The organism is Bradyrhizobium zhengyangense, from assembly GCF_022012435.1.
GTDB classification, from domain to species: Bacteria; Pseudomonadota; Alphaproteobacteria; order Rhizobiales; family Xanthobacteraceae; genus Bradyrhizobium; species Bradyrhizobium zhengyangense.
Map to the genome: position 1 here is coordinate 670,178 of NZ_JAKLUA010000001.1, position 24,926 is coordinate 695,103.

30 protein-coding genes, 1 tRNA gene and 1 pseudogene are annotated in these 24,926 nt (G+C 63.3%); 15 read left to right on the forward strand and 17 right to left on the reverse strand.

Annotated features, from left to right (window positions below; all coding sequences use genetic code 11):
• Positions 1-161: 161 nt before the first annotated feature.
• Positions 162-1,052 carry an LAPAL motif-containing putative phage structural protein gene (locus tag L6637_RS03230; protein ID WP_237869151.1) on the forward strand — a complete coding sequence of 297 codons (891 nt, stop codon included), beginning with the start codon at positions 162-164 and terminating at the stop codon, positions 1,050-1,052.
• A gap of 110 nt (positions 1,053-1,162) precedes the next feature.
• Positions 1,163-1,393, forward strand: coding sequence for a helix-turn-helix domain-containing protein (locus L6637_RS42375; RefSeq protein WP_237869152.1), 231 nt, complete (start codon positions 1,163-1,165; stop codon positions 1,391-1,393).
• Between the two features lie 449 nt (positions 1,394-1,842).
• Here L6637_RS42375 and L6637_RS03240 read toward each other — a convergent pair whose 3' ends face one another.
• The gene (locus L6637_RS03240) at positions 1,843-2,091 is read right to left on the reverse strand and encodes a hypothetical protein (RefSeq protein WP_237869153.1); all 249 of its coding nucleotides are present in this window, start codon (positions 2,089-2,091) and stop codon (positions 1,843-1,845) included.
• 225 nt (positions 2,092-2,316) lie between these two features.
• On the opposite strand from L6637_RS03240, the gene L6637_RS03245 reads away from it, so the two are divergent.
• Positions 2,317-2,769: a VOC family protein gene (locus L6637_RS03245; RefSeq protein WP_237857904.1), complete on the forward strand. Its 453-nt coding sequence runs from the start codon at positions 2,317-2,319 to the stop codon at positions 2,767-2,769.
• Between the two features lie 82 nt (positions 2,770-2,851).
• On the opposite strand, the gene L6637_RS03250 is transcribed toward L6637_RS03245, so the two are convergent.
• On the reverse strand, positions 2,852-3,103 hold the full coding sequence (locus L6637_RS03250) for a hypothetical protein (RefSeq protein ID WP_237869154.1): 252 nt from the start codon (positions 3,101-3,103) through the stop codon (positions 2,852-2,854).
• Between the two features lie 15 nt (positions 3,104-3,118).
• On the opposite strand from L6637_RS03250, the gene L6637_RS03255 reads away from it, so the two are divergent.
• Complete coding sequence (locus tag L6637_RS03255; RefSeq protein WP_237869156.1) at positions 3,119-3,757, forward strand: glutathione S-transferase family protein; 639 nt, start codon at positions 3,119-3,121, stop codon at positions 3,755-3,757.
• A 118-nt stretch (positions 3,758-3,875) separates the two neighbouring features.
• Here L6637_RS03255 and L6637_RS03260 read toward each other — a convergent pair whose 3' ends face one another.
• Genes L6637_RS03260 through L6637_RS03270 form a run of 3 tightly spaced genes read right to left on the reverse strand, consistent with a single transcriptional unit; the run spans position 3,876 to position 4,593 of the window.
• Complete coding sequence (locus L6637_RS03260; protein ID WP_237869157.1) at positions 3,876-4,043, reverse strand: hypothetical protein; 168 nt, start codon at positions 4,041-4,043, stop codon at positions 3,876-3,878.
• Between the two features lie 7 nt (positions 4,044-4,050).
• Positions 4,051-4,281, reverse strand: a complete 231-nt coding sequence (locus tag L6637_RS03265) for a hypothetical protein (protein ID WP_237869158.1) — start codon at positions 4,279-4,281, stop codon at positions 4,051-4,053.
• 57 nt (positions 4,282-4,338) lie between these two features.
• Entirely contained in the window at positions 4,339-4,593 is a 255-nt protein-coding gene (locus L6637_RS03270) for a PilZ domain-containing protein (RefSeq protein ID WP_128951962.1), read from the reverse strand.
• Between the two features lie 227 nt (positions 4,594-4,820).
• On the opposite strand from L6637_RS03270, the gene L6637_RS03275 reads away from it, so the two are divergent.
• A tRNA-Glu gene (locus tag L6637_RS03275) sits at positions 4,821-4,895 on the forward strand.
• 18 nt (positions 4,896-4,913) lie between these two features.
• On the opposite strand, the gene L6637_RS03280 is transcribed toward L6637_RS03275, so the two are convergent.
• Together L6637_RS03280 and L6637_RS03285 are read right to left on the reverse strand one after the other, a co-directional pair.
• A complete protein-coding gene (locus tag L6637_RS03280; RefSeq protein WP_237869159.1) occupies positions 4,914-6,503 on the reverse strand; it encodes a hypothetical protein in 1,590 nt (529 codons plus the stop codon).
• Between the two features lie 64 nt (positions 6,504-6,567).
• Positions 6,568-6,738: pseudogene (locus L6637_RS03285) on the reverse strand (glycosyl transferase); the annotation flags it as partial.
• Positions 6,739-7,267: 529 nt separating this feature from the next.
• Between L6637_RS03285 and L6637_RS03290 the strand changes: the two are divergent.
• From L6637_RS03290 to L6637_RS03315, 6 genes are all read left to right on the forward strand, one after another.
• Positions 7,268-7,933, forward strand: coding sequence for a hypothetical protein (locus tag L6637_RS03290; protein WP_237869160.1), 666 nt, complete (start codon positions 7,268-7,270; stop codon positions 7,931-7,933).
• A gap of 227 nt (positions 7,934-8,160) precedes the next feature.
• Positions 8,161-8,787 carry a PilZ domain-containing protein gene (locus L6637_RS03295; RefSeq protein ID WP_237857918.1) on the forward strand — a complete coding sequence of 209 codons (627 nt, stop codon included), beginning with the start codon at positions 8,161-8,163 and terminating at the stop codon, positions 8,785-8,787.
• Between the two features lie 128 nt (positions 8,788-8,915).
• Entirely contained in the window at positions 8,916-9,173 is a 258-nt protein-coding gene (locus L6637_RS03300) for a hypothetical protein (protein ID WP_237857926.1), read from the forward strand.
• Positions 9,174-9,737: 564 nt separating this feature from the next.
• Positions 9,738-10,778 (forward strand): PrsW family glutamic-type intramembrane protease, encoded by a 1,041-nt coding sequence (locus L6637_RS03305; protein WP_237869161.1) that lies wholly within the window; start codon positions 9,738-9,740, stop codon positions 10,776-10,778.
• A gap of 69 nt (positions 10,779-10,847) precedes the next feature.
• Positions 10,848-11,426, forward strand: coding sequence for an HdeD family acid-resistance protein (locus tag L6637_RS03310; protein WP_237857930.1), 579 nt, complete (start codon positions 10,848-10,850; stop codon positions 11,424-11,426).
• Between the two features lie 234 nt (positions 11,427-11,660).
• Complete coding sequence (locus tag L6637_RS03315; protein WP_338076832.1) at positions 11,661-12,746, forward strand: 3-deoxy-7-phosphoheptulonate synthase; 1,086 nt, start codon at positions 11,661-11,663, stop codon at positions 12,744-12,746.
• A 54-nt stretch (positions 12,747-12,800) separates the two neighbouring features.
• Here the strand turns inward: L6637_RS03315 and L6637_RS03320 are convergent, their stop codons facing one another.
• Genes L6637_RS03320 through epmA form a run of 3 tightly spaced genes read right to left on the reverse strand, consistent with a single transcriptional unit; the run spans position 12,801 to position 15,239 of the window.
• Complete coding sequence (locus L6637_RS03320) at positions 12,801-13,055, reverse strand: hypothetical protein (protein WP_237869162.1); 255 nt, start codon at positions 13,053-13,055, stop codon at positions 12,801-12,803.
• Between the two features lie 40 nt (positions 13,056-13,095).
• Positions 13,096-14,190 carry a lysine-2,3-aminomutase-like protein gene (locus tag L6637_RS03325; RefSeq protein ID WP_237869164.1) on the reverse strand — a complete coding sequence of 365 codons (1,095 nt, stop codon included), beginning with the start codon at positions 14,188-14,190 and terminating at the stop codon, positions 13,096-13,098.
• Positions 14,187-15,239 (reverse strand): EF-P lysine aminoacylase EpmA, encoded by a 1,053-nt coding sequence (gene epmA / locus L6637_RS03330; RefSeq protein WP_237869166.1) that lies wholly within the window; start codon positions 15,237-15,239, stop codon positions 14,187-14,189. The genes L6637_RS03325 and epmA overlap by 4 nt, the downstream gene beginning before the upstream one ends.
• A 162-nt stretch (positions 15,240-15,401) precedes the next feature.
• Here epmA and efp point away from each other — a divergent pair, with 162 nt between their 5' ends.
• Positions 15,402-15,968, forward strand: a complete 567-nt coding sequence (gene efp / locus L6637_RS03335) for an elongation factor P (RefSeq protein ID WP_237857942.1) — start codon at positions 15,402-15,404, stop codon at positions 15,966-15,968.
• 37 nt (positions 15,969-16,005) lie between these two features.
• Positions 16,006-17,628 carry a M23 family peptidase gene (locus tag L6637_RS03340; RefSeq protein WP_237869167.1) on the forward strand — a complete coding sequence of 541 codons (1,623 nt, stop codon included), beginning with the start codon at positions 16,006-16,008 and terminating at the stop codon, positions 17,626-17,628.
• Between the two features lie 59 nt (positions 17,629-17,687).
• Here the strand turns inward: L6637_RS03340 and L6637_RS03345 are convergent, their stop codons facing one another.
• Together L6637_RS03345 and L6637_RS03350 are read right to left on the reverse strand one after the other, a co-directional pair.
• A complete protein-coding gene (locus L6637_RS03345; protein WP_237869169.1) occupies positions 17,688-18,185 on the reverse strand; it encodes a cupin domain-containing protein in 498 nt (165 codons plus the stop codon).
• Positions 18,186-18,206: 21 nt separating this feature from the next.
• Positions 18,207-18,686, reverse strand: coding sequence for a carboxymuconolactone decarboxylase family protein (locus tag L6637_RS03350; RefSeq protein WP_237857959.1), 480 nt, complete (start codon positions 18,684-18,686; stop codon positions 18,207-18,209).
• A 57-nt stretch (positions 18,687-18,743) separates the two neighbouring features.
• Here L6637_RS03350 and L6637_RS03355 point away from each other — a divergent pair, with 57 nt between their 5' ends.
• A complete protein-coding gene (locus tag L6637_RS03355) occupies positions 18,744-19,265 on the forward strand; it encodes a MarR family winged helix-turn-helix transcriptional regulator (protein ID WP_249798021.1) in 522 nt (173 codons plus the stop codon).
• A gap of 6 nt (positions 19,266-19,271) precedes the next feature.
• On the opposite strand, the gene L6637_RS03360 is transcribed toward L6637_RS03355, so the two are convergent.
• Both L6637_RS03360 and L6637_RS03365 read right to left on the reverse strand, forming a co-directional pair.
• A complete protein-coding gene (locus tag L6637_RS03360) occupies positions 19,272-19,493 on the reverse strand; it encodes a hypothetical protein (protein WP_237869171.1) in 222 nt (73 codons plus the stop codon).
• Positions 19,494-19,553: 60 nt separating this feature from the next.
• Complete coding sequence (locus L6637_RS03365) at positions 19,554-19,805, reverse strand: hypothetical protein (protein ID WP_237857962.1); 252 nt, start codon at positions 19,803-19,805, stop codon at positions 19,554-19,556.
• A 136-nt stretch (positions 19,806-19,941) separates the two neighbouring features.
• Here L6637_RS03365 and L6637_RS03370 point away from each other — a divergent pair, with 136 nt between their 5' ends.
• On the forward strand, positions 19,942-21,174 hold the full coding sequence (locus L6637_RS03370) for a lytic murein transglycosylase (RefSeq protein WP_237869173.1): 1,233 nt from the start codon (positions 19,942-19,944) through the stop codon (positions 21,172-21,174).
• Positions 21,175-21,180: 6 nt separating this feature from the next.
• On the opposite strand, the gene L6637_RS03375 is transcribed toward L6637_RS03370, so the two are convergent.
• The 3 genes from L6637_RS03375 to recJ form a co-directional block, all read right to left on the reverse strand.
• The gene (locus L6637_RS03375; protein ID WP_237857965.1) at positions 21,181-21,972 is read right to left on the reverse strand and encodes an aldolase; all 792 of its coding nucleotides are present in this window, start codon (positions 21,970-21,972) and stop codon (positions 21,181-21,183) included.
• A gap of 96 nt (positions 21,973-22,068) precedes the next feature.
• Positions 22,069-22,878, reverse strand: a complete 810-nt coding sequence (locus L6637_RS03380) for an SDR family NAD(P)-dependent oxidoreductase (protein WP_237869175.1) — start codon at positions 22,876-22,878, stop codon at positions 22,069-22,071.
• Between the two features lie 101 nt (positions 22,879-22,979).
• A complete protein-coding gene (recJ, locus tag L6637_RS03385; protein WP_237857972.1) occupies positions 22,980-24,821 on the reverse strand; it encodes a single-stranded-DNA-specific exonuclease RecJ in 1,842 nt (613 codons plus the stop codon).
• Positions 24,822-24,926: the final 105 nt, after the last annotated feature.

Consider the following 24,926-nt stretch of genomic DNA (forward strand, 5'->3'; position numbering starts at 1 on the left):
CCGAAGCTTGATGCTGCAAAGCGGAGGGAGAAGTACCGGGCGGCGGAATAGCCTTTGCAAAGAAAACCGAGTCTCAGCCATGCATCTGGCTTCGACGATCGCATTACCTGCCTCCGCTTGCCGAGTCATCTACGCAACCGTAGGATGATTGCGGGGCAATCATGGCTGACATACTTCGATTCGACGATTTCGAAGACGACACGATCGTGCTGCACTTCGGGGGTTCCGAAGGGAGTATCGACGCCTATACGCTCGCGGAAGCCCTTATCGGGTTCGCGGACATGGCACGCGCCATCAGCGCGACTGTCGATCCGGGCACGGACATTGAGATCCTGGTCGAAGCCACGGGACCAGGAAGCTATCGCACTTGCATCCGTCGGATAAAGAAGGACTACGGTGGACTGCTCGCCGTCGGCGGCGCGGTGTTTTGGGGGATCGTCTCCAATTATATCTACGATAATTACGTGAAGAACGACCCACCACCGCAGGTGATCGTGAACGCAGATGGCACCATCGTCAAAACGGGCAAATATACCATCGTCATCACGCCCGCGATCCAGTCCGGTACCGAGAACGCCAAGAAAAACCCTGCTGTTCAAAGCGGACTTGCCAAGACGTTTGCCGCGCTCGAGGCCGACGAGAATGTAAAAGATTTCGGAATCACAGGCTCAATCGGCGACCCCGCGCCGAAGTTCAGCATTCCCCGCGCTGACTTCCCAAGAATCGCGCAGCGGCCTGCTGAGATCGACGAGGAGCCAACGTTACGAACAACAAAGAAGCGTGCGCGGCTCTTTGTGCTGAAGGCGTGGCTCAATCACGCGAAGCGCAAGTGGTCTTTCGAGTGGAACGGTGAACCCGTATCAGCTCCAATATCCGATGTAAAATTTCTGGATCAAGTTGATCGGCGCGAAGTTCTCCTTGGTGCAGGCGACGCGCTGGATGTTGAGTTGCACTTCAAGCAAACCTACGACAAGGCGCTAGGCGTGTGGATCAATGATCCGGCTTCCTTCGTCGTCACAAGGGTTATCAAAGCCGTCCCGCGAAACCCGTAGCCGCTCTCGATTCCAAGCGCTGGAATCTCATGGATTACGGTGACAGTGCTGGACTGCACCCCTGAAGTGAGACACGATAATTTCAGTGACAGGCATTTCAAGGATGACCTGTGGCAGTACAAGGAAGGAACCGTCAGTTTCCGACGGCCTACAAGATAAAGGCGATCAAGCGGGTCGAGGGAGGCGACGGCGTTCTGCCCGTAGCCCGTGAACTCGGAATTTCTCGCAAGATTCTCCACGACTGGATGAAGGCGTGGAAAGCCGATGGGCCAGACGGGTTGAATCGCAAGCGAGGACCCAAGCATGGTCCCCGCAAGTTGATGCCGCCAGGGTTACGGTGACAGTGCACTTAACTCACTTGTGCTGCCACTGGAGTTAAGTGCACTGTCACCGTAATTCCCACATTCCCCAGTTTGGTCCCTTTCCGGCAAGCCTATCGGGGCTCGCGCCACATCCAACGACACCCGACAACCTTCTGCTCTAGAAGTTCAATTCTTCCCGGCTCTTTGGCTTCTGAAGGAAGAGTGCGAACTACCTCGGAAAGAAGTTCAATCGGATCGTTGACCTCTGCTCGGGCGCCGTGTCTCACCGCGTCTTTTGCTTGCGCGTTGGTGTGGTCAGCGACATAGAAGATAAACGGTATATGCAGGTCGCGCGACTTCAGCTCTAATTACGGTGACAGTGCACTCAATTGGCCTTGCAGCGACTTCGAATAATGCTCGGCGAAAGCAATTGAGTGCACTGTCACCGTAATTCGGTGACAAACTGTCACCGTAGCCGGACACTGCTGCTATTTCTGTTCAATGCGCCGATAGCGGATGCGGTGAAATCGAGCTCCCCCAGCTTTGCGGCGCCCACCGGTAGCGATCTCCGTCATTTCCCGTTCGACACGGCCTTTATCGCATAAGCGATCAAGCGATTTGCCGATCTCCATCGCATCACCGCCAGCAAGGCGCTGGATTTGCGCCGCGGTTTGCCACTCACCGTCCATCAACTTCGCGAGCTTTTCGTCAAGTTGCCCGTTACGCCACTTGTCCATTGACCTAAAGAACTCTTACGCCGCTTTCTGACGACACATGAAAAGAACACAACTTTCCACCGCGGGGAGAGTTCACTTCAATGGCTGGTGCCGTCAGTCTCTTCATCACATACACGTTTCCCCGCCACTGCCCCCCGCCCCTGCCCCTCCCCCCCATTTCCTGCTATCTCTCCCTCGCCGTTCCGGCCCAAAGCAAAACCCTCCGACCCAAAGGGAGCAACAACCATGCGTTATCTCCACACCATGCTGCGCGTGCGCAATCTCGATGTCGCGCTGAAGTTTTACCAGGATGCGCTGGGGCTGAAGGAGGTGCGGCGGATCGAGAACGACAAGGGGCGGTTCACGCTCGTGTTCCTGTGCTCGTCGGACGATCTCGAGGCGCTGAAGAAGCAGCCGCAAACGCGCGGCGCGCCGCTGGTCGAACTCACCTATAATTGGGACGAGGAGAAGTATGGCGAGGACCGCTTCTTCGGCCATCTCGCCTATGAGGTCGACGACATCTACGCCACCTGCGAGAAGCTGCAGAAGGCCGGCGTCACCATCAACCGGCCGCCGCGCGACGGCAACATGGCCTTCGTCCGCTCGCCCGATCTGCACTCGATCGAGCTGCTGCAGAAGGGCGAGCCGAAGGCGCCGGCCGAGCCGTGGGCGTCGATGCCGAATACCGGCCATTGGTAGGCGCTATCGGCAGGAACCACCGTCGTTCCCCCGCGTTCACTCCAGGACAATGCAATTGGAGGAGGAAACAATGGGACGCGGTTTATTGTTGTGGATGCTGGGCGTGCCTATCCCGGTGATCATTCTGCTGTGGCTGTTCTTCGGCCATTGATTCCTGAGCAAACGCATTTTGCGTTTGTCTCAAGCGCAAACGCATTTTGCTGATGTCGCGCATTCGGCTGGCCTGCAAGGAAAGCTTCGCTCCCCCGAGCGGAGCTTTTTGCATGAGAGGCGCGCGGCAAAGCCCGTCGCTGCTCGCGCGAAATTCCGCTATCACCCGCGGCAAATCAAACATCGCGGGAGACGCTCGATGCCGGACACACAGCTGACGATCTGGGGCCGCGCCAATTCGGTCAACGTGCAGAAGGTGCTGTGGTGCCTGGCCGAGCTCGAGCTGCCCTATCAGCGCATCGATGCCGGCATGGCTTACGGCAAGACCCGCGAGCCCGGCTATCTCGCCATGAACCCGAATGCGCGGGTGCCGACGCTGGTCGAGGGCGACTTCGCGCTGTGGGAGTCCAATTCGATCATGCGCTATCTCTGCATGGCGCATGGACGCGGCACGCCAATCTATCCCGAGGCGCCGAAGAAACGCGCCGGCGTCGACCGCTGGCTCGACTGGACGCTGTCGATGGTGCAGCCGGTCGACCGCCCCGTGTTCTGGGGCATCGTGCGCACGCCGCCGGCCGAGCGCGACATGGTCAAGGCGCAGAAGGATGCCGATGCCGCCGCCGAGGTCTGGGCGATCGCGGACCACCATCTGGCCTCGCGGCCGTTCATGGAGGGCGATGCGTTCACGCTCGCCGACATCGCCATCGGCGCCTATGCGCGGCGCTGGTTAGGGGTCGAGGGCATCACCCGTCCGGCGCAGCCGAACCTGACGCGGTGGCTCGCCGGGCTCGGCAAGCGGCCCGGGTTTGCCGAGCATGTGGCCCCGCCGATGTCGTGAGCCGCCGGCGCGGCTTAAGCTACGGAGAGCGCGCGCAAAATTGCCGTCGGCGCACAAAACGGCTCGCGTCCGGCGCCTACTGTGCATGGGGTTGTTTTCGCGTTTTGGTTTGAAAGGCCTAACGCCTGACACGCTCGACCAGCACGACGATGGCGATCAGCGCCAGGGTCACCACCACCGTCGCCAGCCTTGCGGGCCATGAGAGCCCGCGGCCGACCCACCACAGCAGCGCGCAATACATCAGCGCGGGAACAAGAAGATCGAGCCGCACCAGATCCGGTGACATCGCCGCCTCAGTGCCTGACCACGGTGTCGACGCTGACCGTCCCGCCGATCTTCACGCAGGTCCCCTCGACCATGGTGAAGCCCCGGCCATAGGCGGCGCAGGCGTTGGCCTTCGCCGCCCCATCGGTGCCCTTGAGCGGCAGGGTCTTGGCCGATGGATCAGCGGGCGGAAGGCGCAGGGTCTCGGCCGCGGCGGCGGTGGTCATCGCGAGCAGGACGAGCATGAGAAGGGTACGCATGCGGCGCTTGTAGCGTGGCAGGCTACCGGGCGCCATCCGGACGGCCGCAGCGGCGGTTCAGAGGAACCTGATGCCCGCCGACTTGCCGCGGCGCCAGACCACCTGGCAGCTCCGCCCGGTCCGCGCATCCCGCGCGAAGGCCATCCGGATCACGCCCGGAAGCTGGCTGGCATCCTCGTCCAGCGTGATCCTGGCCCCCGAGGCCGAGATGTCCTGGACCAGGCAATGCCGCGCCGCGAATCCGCCGTCGAGCGTGATCCAGGCGTGCTGCGACAGCAGCTTGCGGGCTGCGCGCTTCTTGGGCTGAGGCATCGGCTAAAAGATCTCCCGCCCTCAGCGCTAGCCCAGGGAACCCTAAGAAACCGTTGCAATCACGTTCCGAACGAGCCCGGGGCGGCTATCCACCGGGGCCCAAAGAGCCTGCCGGAACGGCTTGCCCACGGCCGCAAAGGCCACTATACGTTCGCCCGCTGCAAGCCGCCGGGCACGACTCGGCCGGCCAGCGGGCCTGTCGCTATCTGCGGCGTGGCCTTGCGTTTGCTCCCTTCGTCTATCGGTTAGGACGCCACCCTTTCACGGTGGAGAGAGCGGTTCGATTCCGCTAGGGAGCGCCACGCAACCAGGCTTCCCCCTCACCGCCCGGCCGCGAACTCGCCCTGCACCTTGGCGCAGGCGAGCCCGACCGTATAGACGTGGATCCCCTCGATCACGCAATGGTCCGGCTTCAGGGCCAATAGCCCGATCGAATTCTCGGCATCGAGCTCCACCGCCGAGCGGACAATCAGGCAGGGATAGTCAGCCGCCAGCCTTTCATAGCTGTAGGGACGAAAGTCGTTCTTCAGGACGTGGGTGTAGGTGTTGTGGTCCAGCAGCGGGACCGTGAAGGCTCCGGCATAGGCTTTGGAGAACCGCTCCCGCATCGGCTGGTCGCCCCACGGCCGCAGCGTCATGTCCCAGCCGTGGTTCATGTCGTTGTTCTCCGGCGCGCGCGTGAACATGCCGGAAACGTTGGCGCAGGCGGGTCCGGCCGTGACCACGGCCTTCGAGAGCCTGGCCCCGATCGCGTTCAGGGCGGATGATTGCAGCGCCGTAGCGCGCGCGTCGATCAGTGTTGTCGCACCCATGGCAACACACAGGCCGCCGGCAACGAGGCTCAGCGCGGCCGACGGGATGGCCGGGAGCAGACGTCTGATCTGCACCACGACCAGGACAAGCACGCCACCGGTCAGAACCCAGGACGCCATCATGTAGTGCAGCGCAAAGTGCTTCGACGTTGCCACCAGATGGGCGGCAAAGATCAGCACGGCGGCACCGAGTGACAGGTTGACCGGCTCCCGCCAGGCCCGGTTCTTGATCCACGACGCCAGCGCCACCACCGCGGCAGCAACGTAGACGCCAGTCACGAATGGCGCCGATGCCGCGATCTCGCGCATGTTGAACCAGAAGGTCTTGAAGTCGATGAAGCCGGGCTCGCCTTCGCCGTAAGTGCCCTTGTGAGTCGCGATTTGCACAAGCCACCCGAAACCGCGCGTGATCGTTCCCGGATTGAAGATCAGACTGAAGGCAACGAAGCCGATCGCCCCGGTGATCAAGGCGGCGACGAAAGCGCGCCGGTTTCTGAGCAGGCACACGGCAAACAGCGCCTGCGGGAGATAGAGATATTTGGTCGCGAACCCGAGCGCAAAAATCAATCCGGACGCGACACCGAGGCGCGTCTCCGGCGGATGCTCGTCGAGCGTCGCCTTGACCACGATCGCCATGCCGAACAGGGCGATGGCGACCATGAGGCTCTCGGGCGCGAGCACCGTCTGATAGTGGAACGCATCGGAATGGACGAACGCGCCGGCCTGAAACAGCATCGCAGCAATGGCGCTGCGCGTGGTCCGGCCGACGATCAGCCCACCGGCCAGCAACGCACCGGTGAGAACCAGCGCCTCGCATGTCCGCGCCGCATAGGTGATCGCATCGTAGTGCTTGAGCCCGAATTCGACGATATCGTCGGCCCGGGCGAGCAAGGCCCAGCCTCTGACGATCAGCTCGACGAGAAGTGTCGTGGTCGTTCCCGGATGATCGAACTTCAGCGAGCCATACCCGGCAGCGGCCACGAGCCCGTTCATGGTGTAGGCCGACTCCGGATCGACCTGGACGCCCCACACCGCCTGCCAGGCCGAATAGAGCAACGTCGCCGCCAGATACAATGCGGGGACGATGAGGATCAGCAAGGTTCTGATCCTCCCGCTCAGGCGGGCGTCAGGGAAGCAGCAATCGTCTGACATTGTCCGCGACCTAGATCGCCTTGATCTTGAGGAAGGCGAAAGCCACCATCTTCAGCAACATCCAGCCGTGTCGAAACCTCGAGATCCGGGTCTCGCCATAGGTGCGCGCTGCGTAGCGGATCGGCAGATCCACCGATTTCAGATTGAGCTTCGATGCGCCGAAGATCAGGTCGAAATCGCCGACGCGACTCCCGGCCGGAATCAGAAACCGGAGATAACGCTCGTCCTCGCGGTGGAAAAAGCTGTTTTTCTCGCGCCACGCCACGCGATCCGTGGCGACGCGCCCAGCGTGATCGAGAATGCCCGCTTTTCGCGGCGACAGGCAGCCGGACGCTACGGTCATGTCCATTGCAAGGCCCGGTTGAGCCTGCTCGAACTGAAACCAACTGCAAAATCAAACGCTGCTGCAAAAAACGCAGCGGCCGTGAAAATAGGCATCAATATGGTCCCCCAGACCTCGCAGTACACAAGCGCAACTGGAGGGCGAGATCAACAGGAAGATGGTCGACGAGGGCTTGCTGGATGTGTCTGGCATCAGGGCTTTGAAAGAGGTCCCGGCTAGAACGTCGACGGGCAGCTTTGCCCCGCCCGGCGATAGATAGATCGCGTTCCGGCATGAACCTCCCTGCCCCTCACCTTCGACCAATGTCGGAAGGAAACCGCCTCGCCCGCCGCGATGGCGTCACGGACTGAAAGATCTGGTTCGGCGCATGGAGCAGCCCAAATCCACCACGAACGACCAGTCCGGCATCTCGTCGACGACGAGCGCGCCCCCCACCTGGATGCATCGCACGGCAGCATATTCACCGGACCGGCGCGCCAAGATGCTGGAGCACATGGCGCGCGCCAGATCGACGCCCCAGCATCAGCCCGCCGCCGCACCCATGTCGGCACAAAAGAGCGGCCTGGACATCCTCGGTGATCTCTTCGGCTATGTCGTCCTGTTCGGCGCAATCGCCATTCTGTGCATGTCGCGCATTCCTCTCTATCTCGGTGCGTTTCTGTTCTTGGCCGACGACGAGCGCATCGAAGGCGCCTTCGCGGCGGTCGGCGTCCGGTTCGAGCCCGATACGGTTGGGCCCGACCTCATCAAAGGGTTCGCGTCATGGATCGGATGGATCGCCCTGCTCGCGTGCTTGCGAACTTCCGCCCCCGTCTGGCTTGCGCCGCTCCTGCCGCCGTCGCAGTCGTGGACCTACATCGCCGGCATGGCCCTTGCGCTCTCCGTGGTCGAAGCGCTCGGATCGCTTGCGATGCGACGTGCACGGCTACGACTCGGATGGGAGATCGGGGTCGACAGCCTGACTTTTACGACCATCAAATTCGTGATCGCCATCGGTGCGCTGCTGCTGGTGGTGCTGCTCGGCACTGTTTGAAGACCTCGTCCGATCCGCGGGAGGCCAAAATGGCCTGAGCGGTCGCGATGACGCCGTTGTGATGCACGCGCCCTATAACCGGGACGTTTTGCCGCCACCCCCGGCACACAATCGGCGCGCCCATTTACCAGAAATTTACCCCTGCTCCTGAGCTCCGGTATCATTTGCTTAGAATTTGATTGCTACCGTGGAATTACGGAAACAATCCGAAACACAATCTGGCGCTTATGTCCGTCGCAGAATTCCTCAGGCAGCGAGCAGTGGAAGTGAGCGTGAGCGGCAGCTATTCGCTGCATCGCTGGTACGATTGCGAGGGCAAGCTGCGAAACTTCGCCTGCCGCACCAAGCGCGTCTCGCCGTTCCGCATGATCGTGGACGTGCCGGTCGTCGGCAAGATCGGCGAGCGCGTGACCTCCTACTTCCAGGATTTCGGCGAATTCCAGTGCACCATCAGCGCGACGCTCAAGTCGGGCTTCCTGATGGAGCTCGACATGACGCGGGCGCGTCGCGCCTGGATGTCGGAAAAGCTGACCTGGCTCGAGAAAAAGCAGAGGGACGATAGCATCAAGGAGCTGCGGCGCGATGCGCGTTTCGTACCGCAGGCCTCCCACACTATCCTGACGCTCGCCGACGGCAGCAGCCATTCCTGTTTCATCATCGACGTCTCCACCGCCGGCGTCGCGATCTCCTGCGAATACGACCCGCCGATCGGAACCCCGCTTGCCGTCGGGGCCTGCGTCGGTCGCGTCATCCGCAAGTTCGACAATGGCTTTGCGGTGAAGTTCGCCGAGAAGCAGGAGCGCGACGACCTCGTCCGTTTGCTCGTTCGCCAGGCCGTGCTGCAGCCAGCTTAACGCCGTGGGCTCAGTCTCCTGCGATCCTTGCCCATCAATCGCTGCCCTAACCCGGCCCCAATGCAGGATCAGCCTTTGACGGTCCGGCGTGCCGGACGTCATTTGAAGACTTGCGATCGGGGGACCGGATGGCAGTCGACAGGATCACGGTTGACAAGATTACTTGGGACCGGGTCGGCCGGGTCACCGAGCCCGGACGGTACATGTACACGTTCGGCTGGTTGACGATCACGGCCGGCGATCTGGATATCTGGAAGCAATACCCGCGAGCCGCATTCACCCTGCTCGCACACGCATCCGAGCCGGACGAGAGCATCGCCGGGGAATTCCGTCTCGGCGCTTTCGATGTTGCGCCCGACGCCCCATTGCCATTCACCACGCATTGAGCGTCGGAAGCGCGGGCCTTGCCGCCTATGCGTCCCAGCACAGGCGAGAACGGGAACCCATGGCAGGCGCATTGCTTAATGATTGTCATGATGCAGATCCCAGCCGTCGACCAAGCCTTCCTGCTGTTCCTTTTGGTCTCCTGCCTTGGCACGTGCCTCGTACGTGCCCTCTGGGAGTTGGAGCAGATCCGAACCCGCCGAATTGCGTCACCGCCGCGCCAACGCCCAACCAAGCGTGACTAGGTCCTCAGGTCGGCCGAGCGTTGTCCGGGGGAGGTTCGTCCCCACCCCTGGACTCGCTGCCCGCAGACGTGCATCGTAAATCGAAGAAACTGGCGCACCATCTTGATCTAACTTAGCAATTCCGGTCCAAGGGCAGACGCGGGACTTGTTACCACGGCAGGGCGGTCGTGGCATGCAATTGATCGCGCTGGTATTCTACACGTAGGGGTCCGGATGAACGCCAGCTGTCGAGCTTGTTAAGCGACCTGACAGCCGGCGCATGACAGATGGTCGCACTGCTGCGAGTGGATAAGCCGGCCAAGGGAACCTATTTCGACGCCGATGTACCTGATTGAAGCTTTACCCACCGTCATCGGAACGGCCGCCATCGCCCCGGCACTGCTGATGCTGTGGCTTGTGATTGCCGCCGAGGAACGTCCCGGACCGCCCGCTCAGGTCTGGACGGCATTCCTGCTCGGCGCAGCCAGCATTTCGCTTCTCGGCCTCGCCCGGGCTCCCTTCGCCAAGATGGTTGCCGCGCCCGATAATCCCTGGGCGGCGCTCGCCATGCACTCGGTCTTCGGCGTCGCGCTGCCCGAGGAGGCCGTGAAGGTGATCGCGATCGTGCTGGTGTCCTCGACCAAGCGGCGGACCTTCGCCAATCCCATGGATACCGTGGTCTACGGCGCCGCTGTCGGGCTCGGCTTCGCAGCCTACGAAAACCTCGCTTATCTGGTGCAACATGCCGAGATGTGGCGATCACTAGCGGCGCTACGCAGCGTGCTCACCGTGCCGTTCCACGGCGCGCTCGGCATCATCGCCGGCGCGTATCTGACGATCGCGCGCGCCGGCACGGCGCTAGGCGCGAACCGCCATCACCGCGACTGGGCCCGCCTCTCCAGCCGCCTGCTGATCTTCGCCGGCCCGCTGGCACTGCATTCGGCGTTCGACTTCCCGCTGCTCACGCTCCAGCGCATGCCGGACCTCGATCCTAACTTGCGAATGTGGCTCGGCGGCGCGAGCCTGCTGGTCGGCTTCAGCTCGATTGCATTCGCCATGCGACTGGTGCGGCGCGTCGCCCGCCATCATGCGCCCCGCACCGATATCGCGCGGGAACGTCTCAGCCAGCTACGCCGGATGTGGGCGCTGTGGCTCGCCGGCGGCGGCGTCGGCTTCCTTGGCCTCGCCTTCGTGCTGACCTCGATCCACCACTGGCTCATCAACCCCGAGCGCAATTTGACGCTAGCCCTGATCCCGATCGGCTTCGTCTCGATTCTGCTGGGACTTGCGTTGTTGGTCGTTACGACCGCGATCTACGTGCTCGGCCGCAACCGCATCCGCACAACTGGCAACGGTTTTTCGTCAGCGCACGGCGGCGGTTGATCCACCGCATGGCAAGCGCGGTGTGCGCGTACTAGATTAAGCGCGCATCTTTCGATCTGGAGCTTGCCAATGACATCGCCTGAGGAATATTCACGGCTGCAATCCGCGATGAGTCAGGCGGTGAAGGCGCATTGGAAGGCTTTTCTGTTCGAAGGCATTTTGCTCGCCGTCCTCGGCATTGCCGCGCTGATCCTGCCGCCGCTCGCGAGCCTCGCCATCACGATCTTCCTCGGCTGGATGTTCCTCATCAGCGGCATCGGCGGATTAATCGTGACCTATTGGGCGCGCGCGACGCCGGGCTTCTGGTGGTCGTTGATCTCGGCGGCCCTCGCCGTCCTCGCCGGCATGCTGCTGCTGGCGCGCCCGATGCAAGCCGTGCTGACGCTGACCATCGTACTCGGCGCCTATTTCCTCGCCGAGGGCGTCACCACCATCATGTACGCGCTGGAGCATCGCCGCGAGCTGAGCGGCCGCTGGTCGTGGCTGCTGATCTCGGGCCTTGTCGACATCGCGATCGCGTTCATGGTGATCACGGGCCTGCCGAGCTCATCGCAATGGGCCATCGGCGTGCTCGTCGGCATCAACCTTTTGTTCGGCGGCGCCACCCTGATCGGCATGGCGCTGGCGGCGCGCAAAAGCAACAGTTGAGGCACATCGCGCACGCGTGCGCCGATGGGGGGTGACAACCCGCTGGCGGCACGCTATATGACCAACCATGATCACCGTCGCCACCAGCTTTTTTTGGTACTTTAGCTACGACAGCTTGCTGGCGGCAGGAGGATCGCGCTCAATCTAAGTTATTGAAGCAAAAGTCCGAACAGCCGCCAGACCTGGCGGCTTTTTTATTGGCCGGCAGGTTCTCGAAACAAGCAGGAGCCCGCCGTGCTGAGCACGACCGACGATCTTCGTATCCGCGAACTGAAAGAGCTGAGTACGCCTGAGGACGTGATGCGGGAAGTCCCGCGCACCCTCACGGCAACCCGTGTGGTAATGGCGGCTCGCAACGCCATTCACGCCATCCTCAACGGCCATGACGACCGGCTGCTGGTCGTCGTCGGCCCCTGCTCGGTGCACGATCCCAAGGCCGCGCTTGAGTACGCCGAGCGTCTCGCCGCTTTGCGCGAGGACCTCGCCGACCAGCTCGAGATCGTGATGCGGGTCTATTTCGAGAAGCCGCGCACCACCGTGGGCTGGAAGGGCCTGATCAACGACCCGGATCTCGATGGCAGCTTCGACATCAACAAGGGCCTGCGGCTCGCGCGCAACGTGCTCTCCGCCATCAACAATCTCGGCCTGCCCGCCGGGGCCGAATTCCTCGACATGACGACGCCGCAGTACATCGCCGACCTCGTCTCGTGGGCCGCGATCGGCGCACGCACCACCGAGAGCCAGATCCATCGCGAACTCGCTTCGGGGCTGTCCTGCCCGGTCGGCTTCAAGAACGGCACCGACGGCAACGTGCGGATCGCCGCGGACGCGGTGAAGTCGGCCTCGCATCCGCATCACTTTATGGCGGTGACGAAGCTCGGCCGTTCCGCGATCGCCTCGACCGCGGGCAACGAGGACTGCCACATCATCCTGCGCGGCGGAGCCAAGCCGAACTACGACCCGGCAAGCGTCGCGGCGGCCTGCAACGAGCTTTCAAAATCCGGCGTCGCGCCATTGGTGATGGTGGATGCCAGCCACGCCAATTCGAGCAAGAAGCCGGAAAACCAGCCGCTGGTCATGGCCGACATTGCCGGACAGATCTCCGGAGGCGAGAATCGTATCATGGGCGTGATGATCGAGAGCAATCTCGTCGCGGGCCGTCAGGATGTGGTACCAGGCAAGCCGCTCGTGTACGGCCAGAGCATCACCGACGGGTGCATTGATTGGGCGACTACGGCTACCGTGCTCGAGCAGCTCGCTGATGCAGTCGAAATCCGCCGCAACACCGCGCGCGCCGGACTGCACGAGCGCTCCGCGTAATCAGGGCAAAAAGCGGGCGGGGCGATGCTGTTCGCGCCCTGCCCGCTCTTGCTATTAGCAGCCGCGGCAGATGCTCTTGATTTTCTTGTCGAGCAGAGCGTCTTCCTTGTTCACGGGATTGTTCGGATCGTTCAGATTCTTCTCGCTTGGCACGTCGCCGGCACGCGGCTGACGATGACCGACGGGCGCGGAAGGCAGCGTCCCCGACGTGGCGCCGCCTGACGACGATGATCCCTTGGTGCCGGTCTGCGCGACCGCCGCTCCACCAAGCAAGACCACGAGCGACGCTACGAGCATGATCTTCTTCATATCCGTTCCTCCATTCCTCAAACCGGCGTTCCCCGACCGCTCACGTCTCAGGCGGATAAAGATGAACGTCGCCGCAATAGTCGACGATACGATAGCGCGTTTCCGTTACGGCATCACCCGCATCGACTGCGGTATTTTGCGCCGCCAACACATAATTCGGTCCGATCGGCGACTTGCCGGCGCCTCCTGGAATGTCGATGACATAATCCGGTTGGCACAGGCCTGACACTCGCCCGCGCAACTGCCGCATCAGATCCTGCCCGGTCGCAAGCGTGGTGCGCAGATGTACGGTGCCCGGCGCGAGATCGCCGTGATGCAGGTAATAGGGCTTGATCCGGCATTCGACGAAAGCACGCATCAAATCCGACAAAGCGGCGATGTTGTCATTGACGCCGCGCAAAAGCACGGACTGGCTCACCATGGGAATCCCGGCATCGACCAGCCGTGCGCAGGCCTCGCGGGCCGTATCGGTGAGCTCGCGTGCATGGTTGGCATGCAGCGCGACCCAGGTGGTCGCACCCTCGACCTTGAGCGCTGCGACCATGTCCTCGCTGACACGCGCGGGGTCGGCCACGGGCACGCGGGTGTGAAGGCGGATGACCTTGACGTGATCGATTGCAGCGAGATCGGCCATGATCTCGCTCATGCGACGCGGCGACAGCATCAGGGGGTCGCCGCCGGTCAGGATCACCTCCCAGATCTCGCTGTGCGCACGGATGTAGTCGATCGCGGCGCGATAGGCGCTGTCCGAGAGCGCGTTTTCCTTGCCGGGACCGACCATCTCGCGGCGAAAGCAGAAGCGGCAATAGACCGCGCAGACATGGACGAGCTTGAACAGCACGCGATCGGGATAACGGTGCACGATGCCTGATACGGGCGAATGCGGGTGATCGCCGATCGGATCGGCATTCTCGCCCGGCTGCATCTCAAGCTCCGCGGCGGTCGGAACGAACTGGCGCGCGATCGGGTCATCGGGATCGGAGCTGTCGATCAGCTCGACCAGCGCCGGCGTGATCGCGACCGCATAACGGGCGGCAACGCGTTCCAGCGCGGGTAGCGCAGTGGCAGGAGCAAGGTCCGCAGCCACGAGCTCGGACGGCTCGCGCAATGTTCGTGCAATATTGGTCTTCGTCATCTCTCATCCGCAGGCGGTGTCCACACCACCTGATCAATCCGTGTTGCACCGCTTGCCAGCATCACCAGCCGGTCGAAGCCGAGCGCGACGCCGCTGGCTTCTGGCATTGTAGCAACCGCGGCCAGAAAATCCTCGTCCAGCGGATAGGCCTCGCCGTAGCGGCGCTGCTTCTCCGCCATGGACTCCGCGAAGCGCTTGCGCTGTTCTTCGGCGTCGGTCAATTCGCCAAAGCCGTTGGCGAGCTCGACGCCGCAGGCGTAGACCTCGAACCGTTCTGCGACCCGTGGGTCGTCTGTCTTCACCCGCGCCAGCGCCGCCTCGGGAGATGGGTATTCGAACAGAATGGTCAAACGCCCCTGCCCCAGATGCGGCTCGACATGTTCGACCAGGACCTTGCTGAAGATGTCCGACCAGGTGTCGTCCTCGGCGACCCGGACCTTGCCAGCGGCCGCCGCGGCGAGCGCGGACCGCTTACCGCTGGTGCCCGAGATTGTCGACAGCAGGTCGACCCCAGCGAAGCGCTCGAACGCGCCGGCAACGGTCAGCAGCTCCGGCTCCGCGAAGGGGTCGGCGGTCCGGTTCCGGAAGGCGAAGGTCCCGATTCCGGTCGCCTGTGCGGCGTGAGCGATGACAACGACCGTATCGGCCATGATGGCATCATAAGGGGCCCCCGCCCGGTACCATTCCAGCATGGTGAATTCGGGAAGATGCAGATCGCCGCGCTCGCGGTCACGGAAAACCCGGGCGAACTCGAAAATCCGCTCCTCGCCGGCTGCCAGCAGCTTCTTGCAGGCGAATTCGGGCGAAGTCCGCAAATATCTGCTGGCCCGGGTGCCATCGGGCCGGACGATCTCAGTCCGGGGGGCATGCAGATGCGTCTCGTTGCCCGGGGAGACCTGGAGAACGGAGGTTTCGACCTCGACAAAGCCCTGCTCGGTGAAAAAGCCCCTGACAGCCCCGGTAATGGCCGCCCTGGCCTGGAGGAAGGGCCGCCGGTCGAGGTGCCGTGAGGGGGTCCAGAACGGCGATATCGGCTTGTCCCCAGCCATTACCCGACCGTCCCCTGGGGCAGCAAAGTGCTGGCATCCAACGGCAAAATCAGTATGTTGCGGCCCGAAACGGGCGCCGAGGTCTGATTTGAGGCCCCAAGTCCCCCATCGATTTGACCACGTCCTGGCCTGAGCCGGGCCAAGCAAGCAGGAAATATAGCTTTGAGAGTCATCGCCAGTTCTATTCGCAAGGGCAACGTGATCGAGCAAGACGGCAAGCTCTATGTCGTCGTGAGCGCCGAGAACATCCATCCTGGCAAGGGCACGCCGGTCAGTCAGATCGAAATGCGCCGAATCTCGGACGGGGTAAAGATCTCCGAGCGTTACAAGACCACCGACCAGGTCGAAAAGGCCACCATCGAAGAGCGCAACTTCACGTTCCTGTATGAAGATGGCGACGGCTTCCACTTCATGAACCCCGAGACCTACGATCAGGTCCAGGTCTCCAAGGACGTCGTCGGCGACGCGGCCGCGTATCTTCAACCGGACATGACCGTCAAGCTGTCGACCCACGACGTCAACGTGGTCTCGCTCGCGCTGCCGCAGCGCGTGACGTTGGAAGTGGTCGACACCGAGCCGGTGACCAAGGGCCAGACCGCCTCGTCGTCCTACAAGCCGGCGGTGCTGTCCAACGGCATCCGCACCACCGTGCCGCCGCACATCTCGGTCGGCACCCGCATCGTCGTGATGACCGAAGACGGCTCCTACTCCGAGCGTGCCAAGGACTAGGCCAAGGACTGAGCCAAGGGATCGAGGATCAGGGCAAGTGCCGCCGGGGGGCGAGACAGTGGTTGGGAAGAGTTTCCGCTTCGTCTCGCTGCTCCTGGCGTCGCTCGCACTCCTCACCGCCTCGCCCGTCGCTGCGGACGAGATCCGCAGCCCTTCCCTCACAGCCCTGCGCGTCGATTGGCGCGCAGCGCTGGACCAGCTCCGCACCGAGATCAATAGCCGCCCACAGATCGCAGGCGATTTCATCTTCGTGCCCCGCCGTTCCGTCCCGCGGTTTGATCCACGCGGAATGCCGGCGCTGGTGCAGCTCAACGCGGTCTCTTCGCAATTCTTCGTAGGCATTGCCCGCAGCTCGGTTCCCGTGCTGCTGCCGTTCGATGCTGCCGCCTATCGGGAGGCGCAACGCAACGGTCCTCCCACCACATCAGCGCTCTCGCGCTACCAGGCCGATTTCAATCCCGTCGACATGTTCGACGCCGGCCCTGCCGGTTACAGCGCAACGTTCTCACTCGAGCCCGGCGCCGGCGACGGCATGCCGACCCGCGTGTTCGCAAAGCCGGTCGAAATTCAGATCACGGGATCGGCCCTCGTCTACGACATCGCCGATCCCGCCGGCGGCAAGGGCGAGCCAGTCAAGCCGCTCGCCTCGATCTATCCGGATCTGCGCAAGTTCATCCGCGAAGGCTATGTGCGCTATGCGTTCACGCGGTTTGGCGTGGCCTATGTGGTGTCGATCCAGTGCCTGGACAGCGTCGCAAAACCACGGCGGCTCGCGTGCAAGGAGGCCTACCCGGTCGCCGAGCGCTTCCTGAAGGCGCTGCATGTCGCAGGCGGTCAACGCATGCGGCCGCTGATGGACGTCGCCTCATATGTGATCGATCGTCCGGCCGCGCGTTCGGCAGATTTCGGCTACCGGCCCAGCGGCGACATCATCCCGAACACCGGCTATCGCAAACAGGGCGGCCATCCCGATGCGATGGCCTATGCGCAGATCCGCTTCCCGCTCGAGAAGGCGCCGGCCTTCGTGCATTCGCAATCCTACGCCAAGCGCGACAAGGATGACGGCCCGACCGCCTATCCCTGGCGCGACAATTTCTGCGAGTCCCGCAGCTTCGAGGTCTGGCAATGCGGCGGCGGCTTCGGCCACCAGGGCGAGGACATCCGCGCCGCCGACTGCCCCTCGACCGGTGATGCCCGCGAGCCCTGCGATCCCAAGCAACGCGGCGTCGTTGCCGTGCGCGACGCCATGGTGATCCGGGCCTCCAAGGACCAGGCTGCGACGCTCGAAGTCAACAGCCGCACCGAACACATCCGCTTTCGCTACATGCACATGAATCCGCAGGCGTTGAATGCCGACGGAGTGCTCAATGGCCGCGTCGTCACCGAGGGCGAGAAGATCGGCGTGATCTCGAACTATCTCGATCATCCCGCAGGCACGTCGATGCACCTGCATTTCGACGTCCAGGTGTTCACCCGCGACGGCTGGATCTGGGTCAGCCCCTACGTCACGCTGGTCTCGGCCTACGAGCGCCTGATCCGCGCCCGGGGGCGCGAGATCGGCACGGAGATCGCCGGCACCCCGCAACCGGTCGCGCACGCGCTGCCCGAAGATGTCATCAAGCCTGATCCGCGTGAGGGATCGAGCAGCGAAGAGAACTGACCGGCCACGTCGATCGCATCCCGGACGAGCGAAGCGACATAAGGGATGCGACAGGCCAGCTAATCCAGATACGTCGTGAGCTGCGCGCCCTCATCCGCCACGAATACGGCGATCAGTTCGGCTGGCTCCGTGGTGCTGGCATTGGCGGAGACCAGATGCGTTGCGCCTGGCGGCTCGAAGAAGGACTGGCCGACACCGAACGTCTCGACCGGACCGCCACCAAGCTGGGAGCGGATCTCGCCCTTGGTGATGTAGGCGGTCACCGAGCCGGCGTGGCGATGCGGCCGCGAAAACCCGCCCGGGCCGTAGAACACGCGGACGATGGTCACGCGCTTGCCCGGAACGTTGGGCAGCGCGTAGGAGCCGATCGGCTCGACTTTATCGAGCGGCGAGCTTTCTGCAGCGGTCGCGCACAGCGGTGCGAGCGCGTCCGACACGGTGTCCATCGTCACCGGCAGCACCTTGCCGATCGCGAATGCGCAAGCAAGTCCGCCGACGACGGCGAGCGCCATCGAGCGCGATTGACGTGGCGCGGCCGCCAGATCCATAGCCGTCATGATCATCTCCCCCCGTCTTAATCAGGATGCCGTTGCATTGGCGGCGACCTGCCGCTTCGGTGGCGTCCAGCGGAAGGCCGCGCCGAAACGGTTCCAGACATTGATCGAGGCAATTGCCGACGTCAGGTACATCAGCTCGGTCTCGGAGAATTCGCGCCGCACCTCGTCATAGACCTCGTCGCCGAAGCGGTCGGGCAGCAAAGTCAGTGCCTCGGCCCATGCCAGTGCCGCACGCTCGCGTGCCGAGTAGATCGGAGCCTCGCGCCAGACCGCAACGAGATGCAACTTGTCGGCGGGCACCCCGAGCCGTTCCGAGAGAAGAACATGATGCTGTACGCAGAAGGCGCATCCGTTGATCTGCGAGGCACGCAGCTTGACCAGCTCGAGCAGTTGCTTGTCGAGCCCGGCCTTGGCCGCCACCTGACCGAGTGCCAACACCAGATCATACGCATCGGGCGCGATCCGTTTGAAATCCTCGTATTCGCTGCGCGCGTGCGACATTGCGGTTCACCTCGTGATATTGTAAGACTACTTACATCTTATAAGAGCTCTTATATTATGCGCAAGCCGACCGGCATCACGAAATCGAAATTGGAGCAAAGGGCATCGAGCGAGGAGGCTGCGGTGCGCGTACCCGCTCCCGGCGAGGGCAAGCGTGGCGAGCAGGGTTATCTCGGCTATCTGCTGCGCCAAGCCCACGCGGCCGTCCGGCTGAAGATGGAACGCACATTGGCCGATCTCGGCGTGACCTCGCCGCAATTCGCCGTGTTGACCATGCTGAACGCCTATCCGGGCCTGTCAGGAGCCGACGTCGCCCGCCTCACCTTCCTGACCCCGCAGACCGTGGGCGTGATCATCCGCAACCTCGAGCGCGACGGCGCGATTGCGATGACGCCGCACCCCGTGCATGGCCGCATCCAGCAATGGACGCTGACACCGCGCGGATCGACACTCCTCAGGACTTGCAGGGAGCGTGTGATTGGATTGGAGAAGCGTCTGGCCAATGGCCTCGATGCCAAGGCGGAGGCAAGCATTCGCCGATGGCTCGCCAACGTCGCGACGGAATTGCAAGAGGACTAGGCGGGGCTAGTCGCCGCCTCCTCCGTCGCCGCCACCATCGCACCCGCCGAAATCGCCGCCCGCGGCGCCGTCACCTTGAAGATCTATCCGGTCGCCGCTGGGCGCCAGGTGCAGCTCGGTTTCAGGTTTCCAGCTCAGCGTCGCCGCAAGATCGCCAGGAAAAATCTGCCAGCACGATCCGTCGTCGAGTTCGACGACATGGCTTTCCGCATGCGCGTGTATCTTCATCCCATCCCAAAATCTCGTTGAAAAAGGCGGGCCCCGGCGATCGGCCGGGGCCCTAATTCGTCAATCGTCGTGATGAATCACGGTCTTGCTGCGATTGCCGAACTCGTCTTCTTTCTTGATCACCGTCTTACGCTCGGCGGGCTCGCGCTCCTTGATCACGGTGGTACGGTCGCGATCGCGATCACGATACTCATGGGACTCGCCGACCGTCACGCCGGCGCCGACAGGACCGACGTGAACGCCGACCTCATCCGCGAACGCCGGAGCCGCAATTGCCGTAACCATGGCCGCCGCAAACAGATATTTCCGCATCTTGTCCTCCTCAGTGTTGTCTGAAGAGAATGCGGACGTGCGACACTTTGTTCCTGACGGAACATGCGGGATGGATGAGACGCTCCTTGTTCCAGGAACCGCCCCACGGCTGCATGATTCCGGCTACAATGCTCCCATGAAACAAGCTGATTCCTCGGACAATCGCATCACCCGCCGCGCCCTGATTCAATCCACGCTTGGCGCAGCGGCGGTGCTCACCTCGCCGACGCAGGCGCTTGCGTCGCCGCCAGGCTTCGACGAATGGCGCGAAGGCTTTCGTGCACGCGCCATGGCGAAAGGCATTTCGGCCGCGACCTGGCAGCGCGCGATGGCGCGGGTCGAGCCTGATATGAGCGTGTTCAAGCAGATGCGCAACCAGCCGGAGTTTCACGAGCAGGTCTGGCAATACATCAACCGCCGTGTCTCCGACTGGCGCATCATCAACGGCAAGATCGCACTGAAAAACAACGAAGCGCTGTTCGCGCGCATCGAACGAGATTTCGGCGTCGAGCGCGGCACATTGCTGGCGCTGTGGGGCGTGGAATCCGCTTACGGTGATCCGCTAGTGCAGCAGAATCACATGACGCCTGTGTTTCCCTCGCTCGCCGCGCTTGCCTGGAACGAGCCGCGGCGAAAGGCCTATTGGGAGGCCGAGCTGATCAATGCGCTGCGCATCGTCGACAAGGGCTGGAGCACGCCCGAGGAGATGCGCGGCTCCTGGGCCGGCGCGATGGGGAATTCGCAATGGATGCCGGAGGTCTGGCTCAATGTCGGCATCGACTATGACGGCGACGGCAAGGTCTCACCGTTCGGCAAACCCGACGACGCGCTGGGATCGACGGCAAAATATCTTGTCAATAGGGGCAAATGGCGCCGCGGCGAGCATTGGGGCTACGAGGTGCGCTCCCCTGGCGAAATGAGCGGCAGCCGCACCTATGCAGCCTGGCAGGCAGCCGGGGTCACCCGCGCCGACGGCCAGGCGTTCCCGCAGCCGAATGTGTCCGCGCAGATGTGGACGCCGGTTGCGGGCGGGCCGACGTTCCTGCTGGGACCGAACTTCTATGCGGTGAAGAGCTACAATCCCTCGATGAATTATGCGCTCGCGATCTGCCATCTCGGCGACCGCTGTCTCGGCGCGCCGCCCTTCATCCAACCCTTCCCCGGCTCCGAGCGCGTGCTGACGCTTGCCGAAGTTCAGGAGATGCAGACGCGGCTCACCAAGGCCGGCTTTGATACCGGCGGCACCGACGGGCGTGTCGGCAACGACACGATGAAGGCGATCAAGGATTTTCAGCAGCGTGCCGGCATCGCACCCGCCGATGGTTACGGCGGGCTGAAGGTGCTGGCGAAGCTGCGGCAGGGATCGTAGCCGACCTCAGTGCCGGTACTGCGGCTCTTCCGCGTCGAGCTGGCGGCGGATCGCGGCCAGATGCAGGCGCGCAGATTCGGAATCGCCCTCTCGCATTTGCTTGTAGGTCGCGGCCGCGATCACGGGATCGACCGGCAGCACCTTTCGCCCGGTCGACATCGCCAGCACCTGCACCTCCGCAGCGCGCTCGAGGTAGTAGAGATCGTCCCAGGCTTCTGCGATCGTCGGCGCCAGCACCATCACGCCGTGATGCTTCATGAAGACGATATCGGCATCGCCTACCGCCGACGCGATACGCGCACCTTCACTGTTGTCGAGGGCGAGTCCGTTGTAGTCGCGATCAACCGCCGTGCGGCCGTAGAATTTCAGCGCTGTCTGGCCGGCCCAGATCAAGGGATCTCCCTCGGTCATCGACAGTGCCGTGGCGTAGGGCATATGGGTGTGGAAGGCGACCTTGGCGCGCGGCAGGCGCTTGTGCATCTCGGCGTGGATGTAGAACGCGGTTGCCTCCGGCTCGCCGTCGCCATCGAGCACGTGGCCGTGGAAATCGCAGATCAGCAGCTTTGAAGCGGTCAGCTCGCGGAAGGCGTAGCCGTAAGGATTGACCAGAAAGAGGTCGTCATGGCCGGGCACTACGGCCGAGAAGTGATTGCAGATGCCCTCCTCAAAACCGTTGCGCGCGGCCATACGGAAGCAGGCGGCGAGATCCTCGCGCGCAGTGCGGATCGCATCGGTGGCGAGGTCCGGCCGGTTCGAGCGAACGGGCGCTGGTGAGGAGGCGTGAAGGCTGTGCGCCATGGCGAAGGAGACCTCTTTCGGGCAGGAGAGGACAGCGTTTTACAGGGCCCACGCCTGCGCGTCAGCCCCTGCAGCCGCCACTCTGCCCTGCACGTCTCACGCCCGCCGCGGCACCCCGCCGGCATTCATGCCACCATCAATCACGAGCTCGCTGCCGGTGACGTAGCGCGAGGCATCTGACGCCAGATACAGCACGCCGGAGGCGATCTCCGCGGCCTGTCCGGCGCGGCCGAGCGGGGTCGCGACCTTCGCGCGCTCCTCCGGATCGATCGGCGCATTCTGGCCGGCACCGGTCGCTCCAGTCGGGATCTTGCCCCAGATTGGCGTGTCGATGATCCCGGGATGGACCGAATTGACGCGGATGCCGTCACCGGCCGCCGCGCACTCCATCGCAATCGATTTGGCGAATAGCCGCACACCGCCCTTGGTCGCCGAATAAGCCGAGAGGCCCGGCGCACCGCGCAGACCCGCGAGCGAGGACATCATGACGATCGAGCCGCCGCCATGCTTGCGCATCAAGGGCAGGCAATGCTTCACCGAGAGAAACACGCCGTCGAGGTTGATCGCGTTCTGCTTGCGCCAGTCGGCGAGCGTCATGTCGGTAATCGACGGCACGGCAATGCCGATGCCGGCGTTTGAGACCATGATATCAAGCCGGCCATAGCGCTTGGCGATCTCGGCTGTGATCTCGATCCAGCGCTCTTCGTTGGTGACGTCCTGCTCCAGGAAGATCGCCTTGCCGCCGGCCTTTGTCACTCGCGTAGCGAGTTCAGGGCCGTGCAACTCATCGATGTCGGTGATGACGACAGTTGCGCCTTCGCGGGCAAACAGCTCGACGATGGCCTCGCCAATACCTGAGGCGCCACCCGTCACCAGTGCGACCTTACCCTCAACCTGCCCTACCATGTTCACTCCCATTTTGTTGTTTGACGTTTATTGTTTGAGGCGATTTATTTTTTGCGCATGATCTTGCCGTAAAACCGCTTCGCACTTTTCCTGACCATGCGTTACCTAATCACGGATGGCCCCTGGTCCGGAAGTGCGACATCGATGACGCGGAATTGCACGCGCTCGGCGCCCTGGTAGCGATCGACTGACAATGATCCTGCGACGTGCAGTTGCTGGCCGCGATTGGCGAGAAGCGCATGCCCTAGCTTTTGCCCGACCGAACGGAACGCGATGCCGTTGACGATGGCGCCATCGCCGGACTTGAAACGCAGTCTCAAATGCGCCTGCCCAACCTCCTCGGCAAAGACGAGCTGATGCGCCGGCAACGCCAGCACCGGCTCGGGATTGCCACTACCGAACGGTCCGGCACGATTAAGCGTGGTCGCAAGCTCCGTCGTCACCGCGCGCGCCGAGACCGCGCCATCGATATAGAGCTCGTTGACGTGGCGCGCTTCGGCGACGTCCTGTGCCAGTGCGTTTTCGAGATAGGCACGGAATTCGGCGAGCTTCTCCTTGCGGAGCGTCACGCCCGCGGCCATCGCGTGACCGCCGCCTTTCAGCAGAATGCCGTCGGCCACGGCCTGCCGCACCGCCTTGCCCAGATCGACGCCGGCAATCGAGCGGCCCGAACCCGTGCCGATGCCGCCGGGCTCCAGCGCGATCGCAAAGGCGGGCCGCGAGAACTTCTCCTTCAACCGGGAGGCAACGAGGCCGACCACGCCGGGATGCCAGCCTTCGGACGCGGTGACGATGACGGCGAGCTTGTCTTCCAGCCCGATCGAGGCGAGCGCTTCGGCTTCGGCCTGCGCTTCGGCGGCCTGCTCGATGACGCGACGCTCGCTGTTGAGGCGGTCGAGCTCGGCGGCGATCCGCGCGGCCTCGACGCTATCGCCTTCGAGCAGCAACCGGACACCGAGATCGGCGCGGCCGATCCGCCCGCCGGCATTGACGCGCGGTCCCAGCATGAAGCCGAGGTGCCAGGCTTCGGGCGGACCGTTGAGCCGCGCCACGTCCATCAGCGCGGTATGGCCGACATGGTCGCGCCGCCGCATCGCGATCAGCCCTTTTGCGACGAAGGCGCGGTTCAGCCCGATCAACGGAGCCACATCCGCGACGGTGCCCAGCGCGACGTGATGCAGCATGCCGAGCAAATCGGGCTCGGGCATCTCCGCCTTCCAGAAGCCGCGCTGGCGCAGTTCTCTGTTCACCGCAACCAGCGTCACCAGCACGAGGCCGACAGCGGCGAGATGGCCAAGGCCCGAGAGATCGTCGAGCCGGTTCGGATTGACCAGCGCGTCGACCTCCGGCAGCTCCGTGCCGGCCTGATGATGATCGATCACCACCACAGACATGCCCAGCCGTTTCGCTTCAGCGAGCGGCTCGATGCTGGTGGTGCCGCAATCCACCGTGACGAGCAGCGTGGCGCCCTTGGCCGCGAGGCCTCGAACGGCTTCGACGTTGGGGCCATAACCCTCAAAGATGCGATCGGGAATATGGATCAGCGGGTCGAGCCCGCAATGGCGCAGGTGCCAGGCCAGCAGCGCTGCAGAGGTCGCACCGTCGACGTCGTAATCGCCGAAGATGGCGACCGCCTCGCCCTTCGCGGCGGCATCGGCGATGCGCTTCGCGGCCGCCTCCATCTCCGTCACCGTGAACGGATCCGGCATAAGTTTTCGAATGGTCGGATCGAGGAAATCAGGGACGGCATCGATGTCGACGCCGCGGCCGGCCAGCACCCGCGCCAGCAGTTCCGGCAATTGGTGCTGCTGCACAATGGCAAGCGCCTTGGCCGCACCTCTTGCGTCCAGCCGGTCGCGCCAGAGCTTGTCAGTGAGCGAGCGCACCACACCCAGGAACGCCTGGGGCATTTCAACGGGCAAAGCGGTGGCGGGAGGCGTCATGATTCGTGGTTCAAGTGGTCCGGTACAAACAGCGGCGCGACGGCCGCTTCCGATCGCGGGATTCACCGGGAATCCCTGGCATTTTGCAACGTCAGCAGCCCACAA

Excerpts from the sequence above, each read along its gene's own strand:
- L6637_RS03230 (WP_237869151.1), top strand. The coding sequence starts at position 162 with ATGGCTGACATACTTCGATTCGACGATTTCGAAGACGACACGATCGTG.
- L6637_RS03240 (WP_237869153.1), bottom strand. The coding sequence starts at position 2,091 with ATGGACAAGTGGCGTAACGGGCAACTTGACGAAAAGCTCGCGAAGTTG.
- L6637_RS03245 (WP_237857904.1), top strand. The coding sequence starts at position 2,317 with ATGCGTTATCTCCACACCATGCTGCGCGTGCGCAATCTCGATGTCGCG.
- L6637_RS03250 (WP_237869154.1), bottom strand. The coding sequence starts at position 3,103 with ATGTTTGATTTGCCGCGGGTGATAGCGGAATTTCGCGCGAGCAGCGAC.
- L6637_RS03255 (WP_237869156.1), top strand. The coding sequence starts at position 3,119 with ATGCCGGACACACAGCTGACGATCTGGGGCCGCGCCAATTCGGTCAAC.
- L6637_RS03260 (WP_237869157.1), bottom strand. The coding sequence starts at position 4,043 with ATGTCACCGGATCTGGTGCGGCTCGATCTTCTTGTTCCCGCGCTGATG.
- L6637_RS03265 (WP_237869158.1), bottom strand. The coding sequence starts at position 4,281 with ATGCGTACCCTTCTCATGCTCGTCCTGCTCGCGATGACCACCGCCGCC.
- L6637_RS03270 (WP_128951962.1), bottom strand. The coding sequence starts at position 4,593 with ATGCCTCAGCCCAAGAAGCGCGCAGCCCGCAAGCTGCTGTCGCAGCAC.
- L6637_RS03290 (WP_237869160.1), top strand. The coding sequence starts at position 7,268 with ATGGAGCAGCCCAAATCCACCACGAACGACCAGTCCGGCATCTCGTCG.
- L6637_RS03295 (WP_237857918.1), top strand. The coding sequence starts at position 8,161 with ATGTCCGTCGCAGAATTCCTCAGGCAGCGAGCAGTGGAAGTGAGCGTG.
- L6637_RS03300 (WP_237857926.1), top strand. The coding sequence starts at position 8,916 with ATGGCAGTCGACAGGATCACGGTTGACAAGATTACTTGGGACCGGGTC.
- L6637_RS03305 (WP_237869161.1), top strand. The coding sequence starts at position 9,738 with ATGTACCTGATTGAAGCTTTACCCACCGTCATCGGAACGGCCGCCATC.
- L6637_RS03310 (WP_237857930.1), top strand. The coding sequence starts at position 10,848 with ATGACATCGCCTGAGGAATATTCACGGCTGCAATCCGCGATGAGTCAG.
- L6637_RS03320 (WP_237869162.1), bottom strand. The coding sequence starts at position 13,055 with ATGAAGAAGATCATGCTCGTAGCGTCGCTCGTGGTCTTGCTTGGTGGA.
- L6637_RS03325 (WP_237869164.1), bottom strand. The coding sequence starts at position 14,190 with ATGACGAAGACCAATATTGCACGAACATTGCGCGAGCCGTCCGAGCTC.
- epmA (WP_237869166.1), bottom strand. The coding sequence starts at position 15,239 with ATGGCTGGGGACAAGCCGATATCGCCGTTCTGGACCCCCTCACGGCAC.
- L6637_RS03345 (WP_237869169.1), bottom strand. The coding sequence starts at position 18,185 with ATGACGGCTATGGATCTGGCGGCCGCGCCACGTCAATCGCGCTCGATG.
- L6637_RS03350 (WP_237857959.1), bottom strand. The coding sequence starts at position 18,686 with ATGTCGCACGCGCGCAGCGAATACGAGGATTTCAAACGGATCGCGCCC.
- L6637_RS03355 (WP_249798021.1), top strand. The coding sequence starts at position 18,744 with ATGCGCAAGCCGACCGGCATCACGAAATCGAAATTGGAGCAAAGGGCA.
- L6637_RS03360 (WP_237869171.1), bottom strand. The coding sequence starts at position 19,493 with ATGAAGATACACGCGCATGCGGAAAGCCATGTCGTCGAACTCGACGAC.
- L6637_RS03365 (WP_237857962.1), bottom strand. The coding sequence starts at position 19,805 with ATGCGGAAATATCTGTTTGCGGCGGCCATGGTTACGGCAATTGCGGCT.
- L6637_RS03370 (WP_237869173.1), top strand. The coding sequence starts at position 19,942 with ATGAAACAAGCTGATTCCTCGGACAATCGCATCACCCGCCGCGCCCTG.
- L6637_RS03375 (WP_237857965.1), bottom strand. The coding sequence starts at position 21,972 with ATGGCGCACAGCCTTCACGCCTCCTCACCAGCGCCCGTTCGCTCGAAC.
- L6637_RS03380 (WP_237869175.1), bottom strand. The coding sequence starts at position 22,878 with ATGGTAGGGCAGGTTGAGGGTAAGGTCGCACTGGTGACGGGTGGCGCC.
- recJ (WP_237857972.1), bottom strand. The coding sequence starts at position 24,821 with ATGACGCCTCCCGCCACCGCTTTGCCCGTTGAAATGCCCCAGGCGTTC.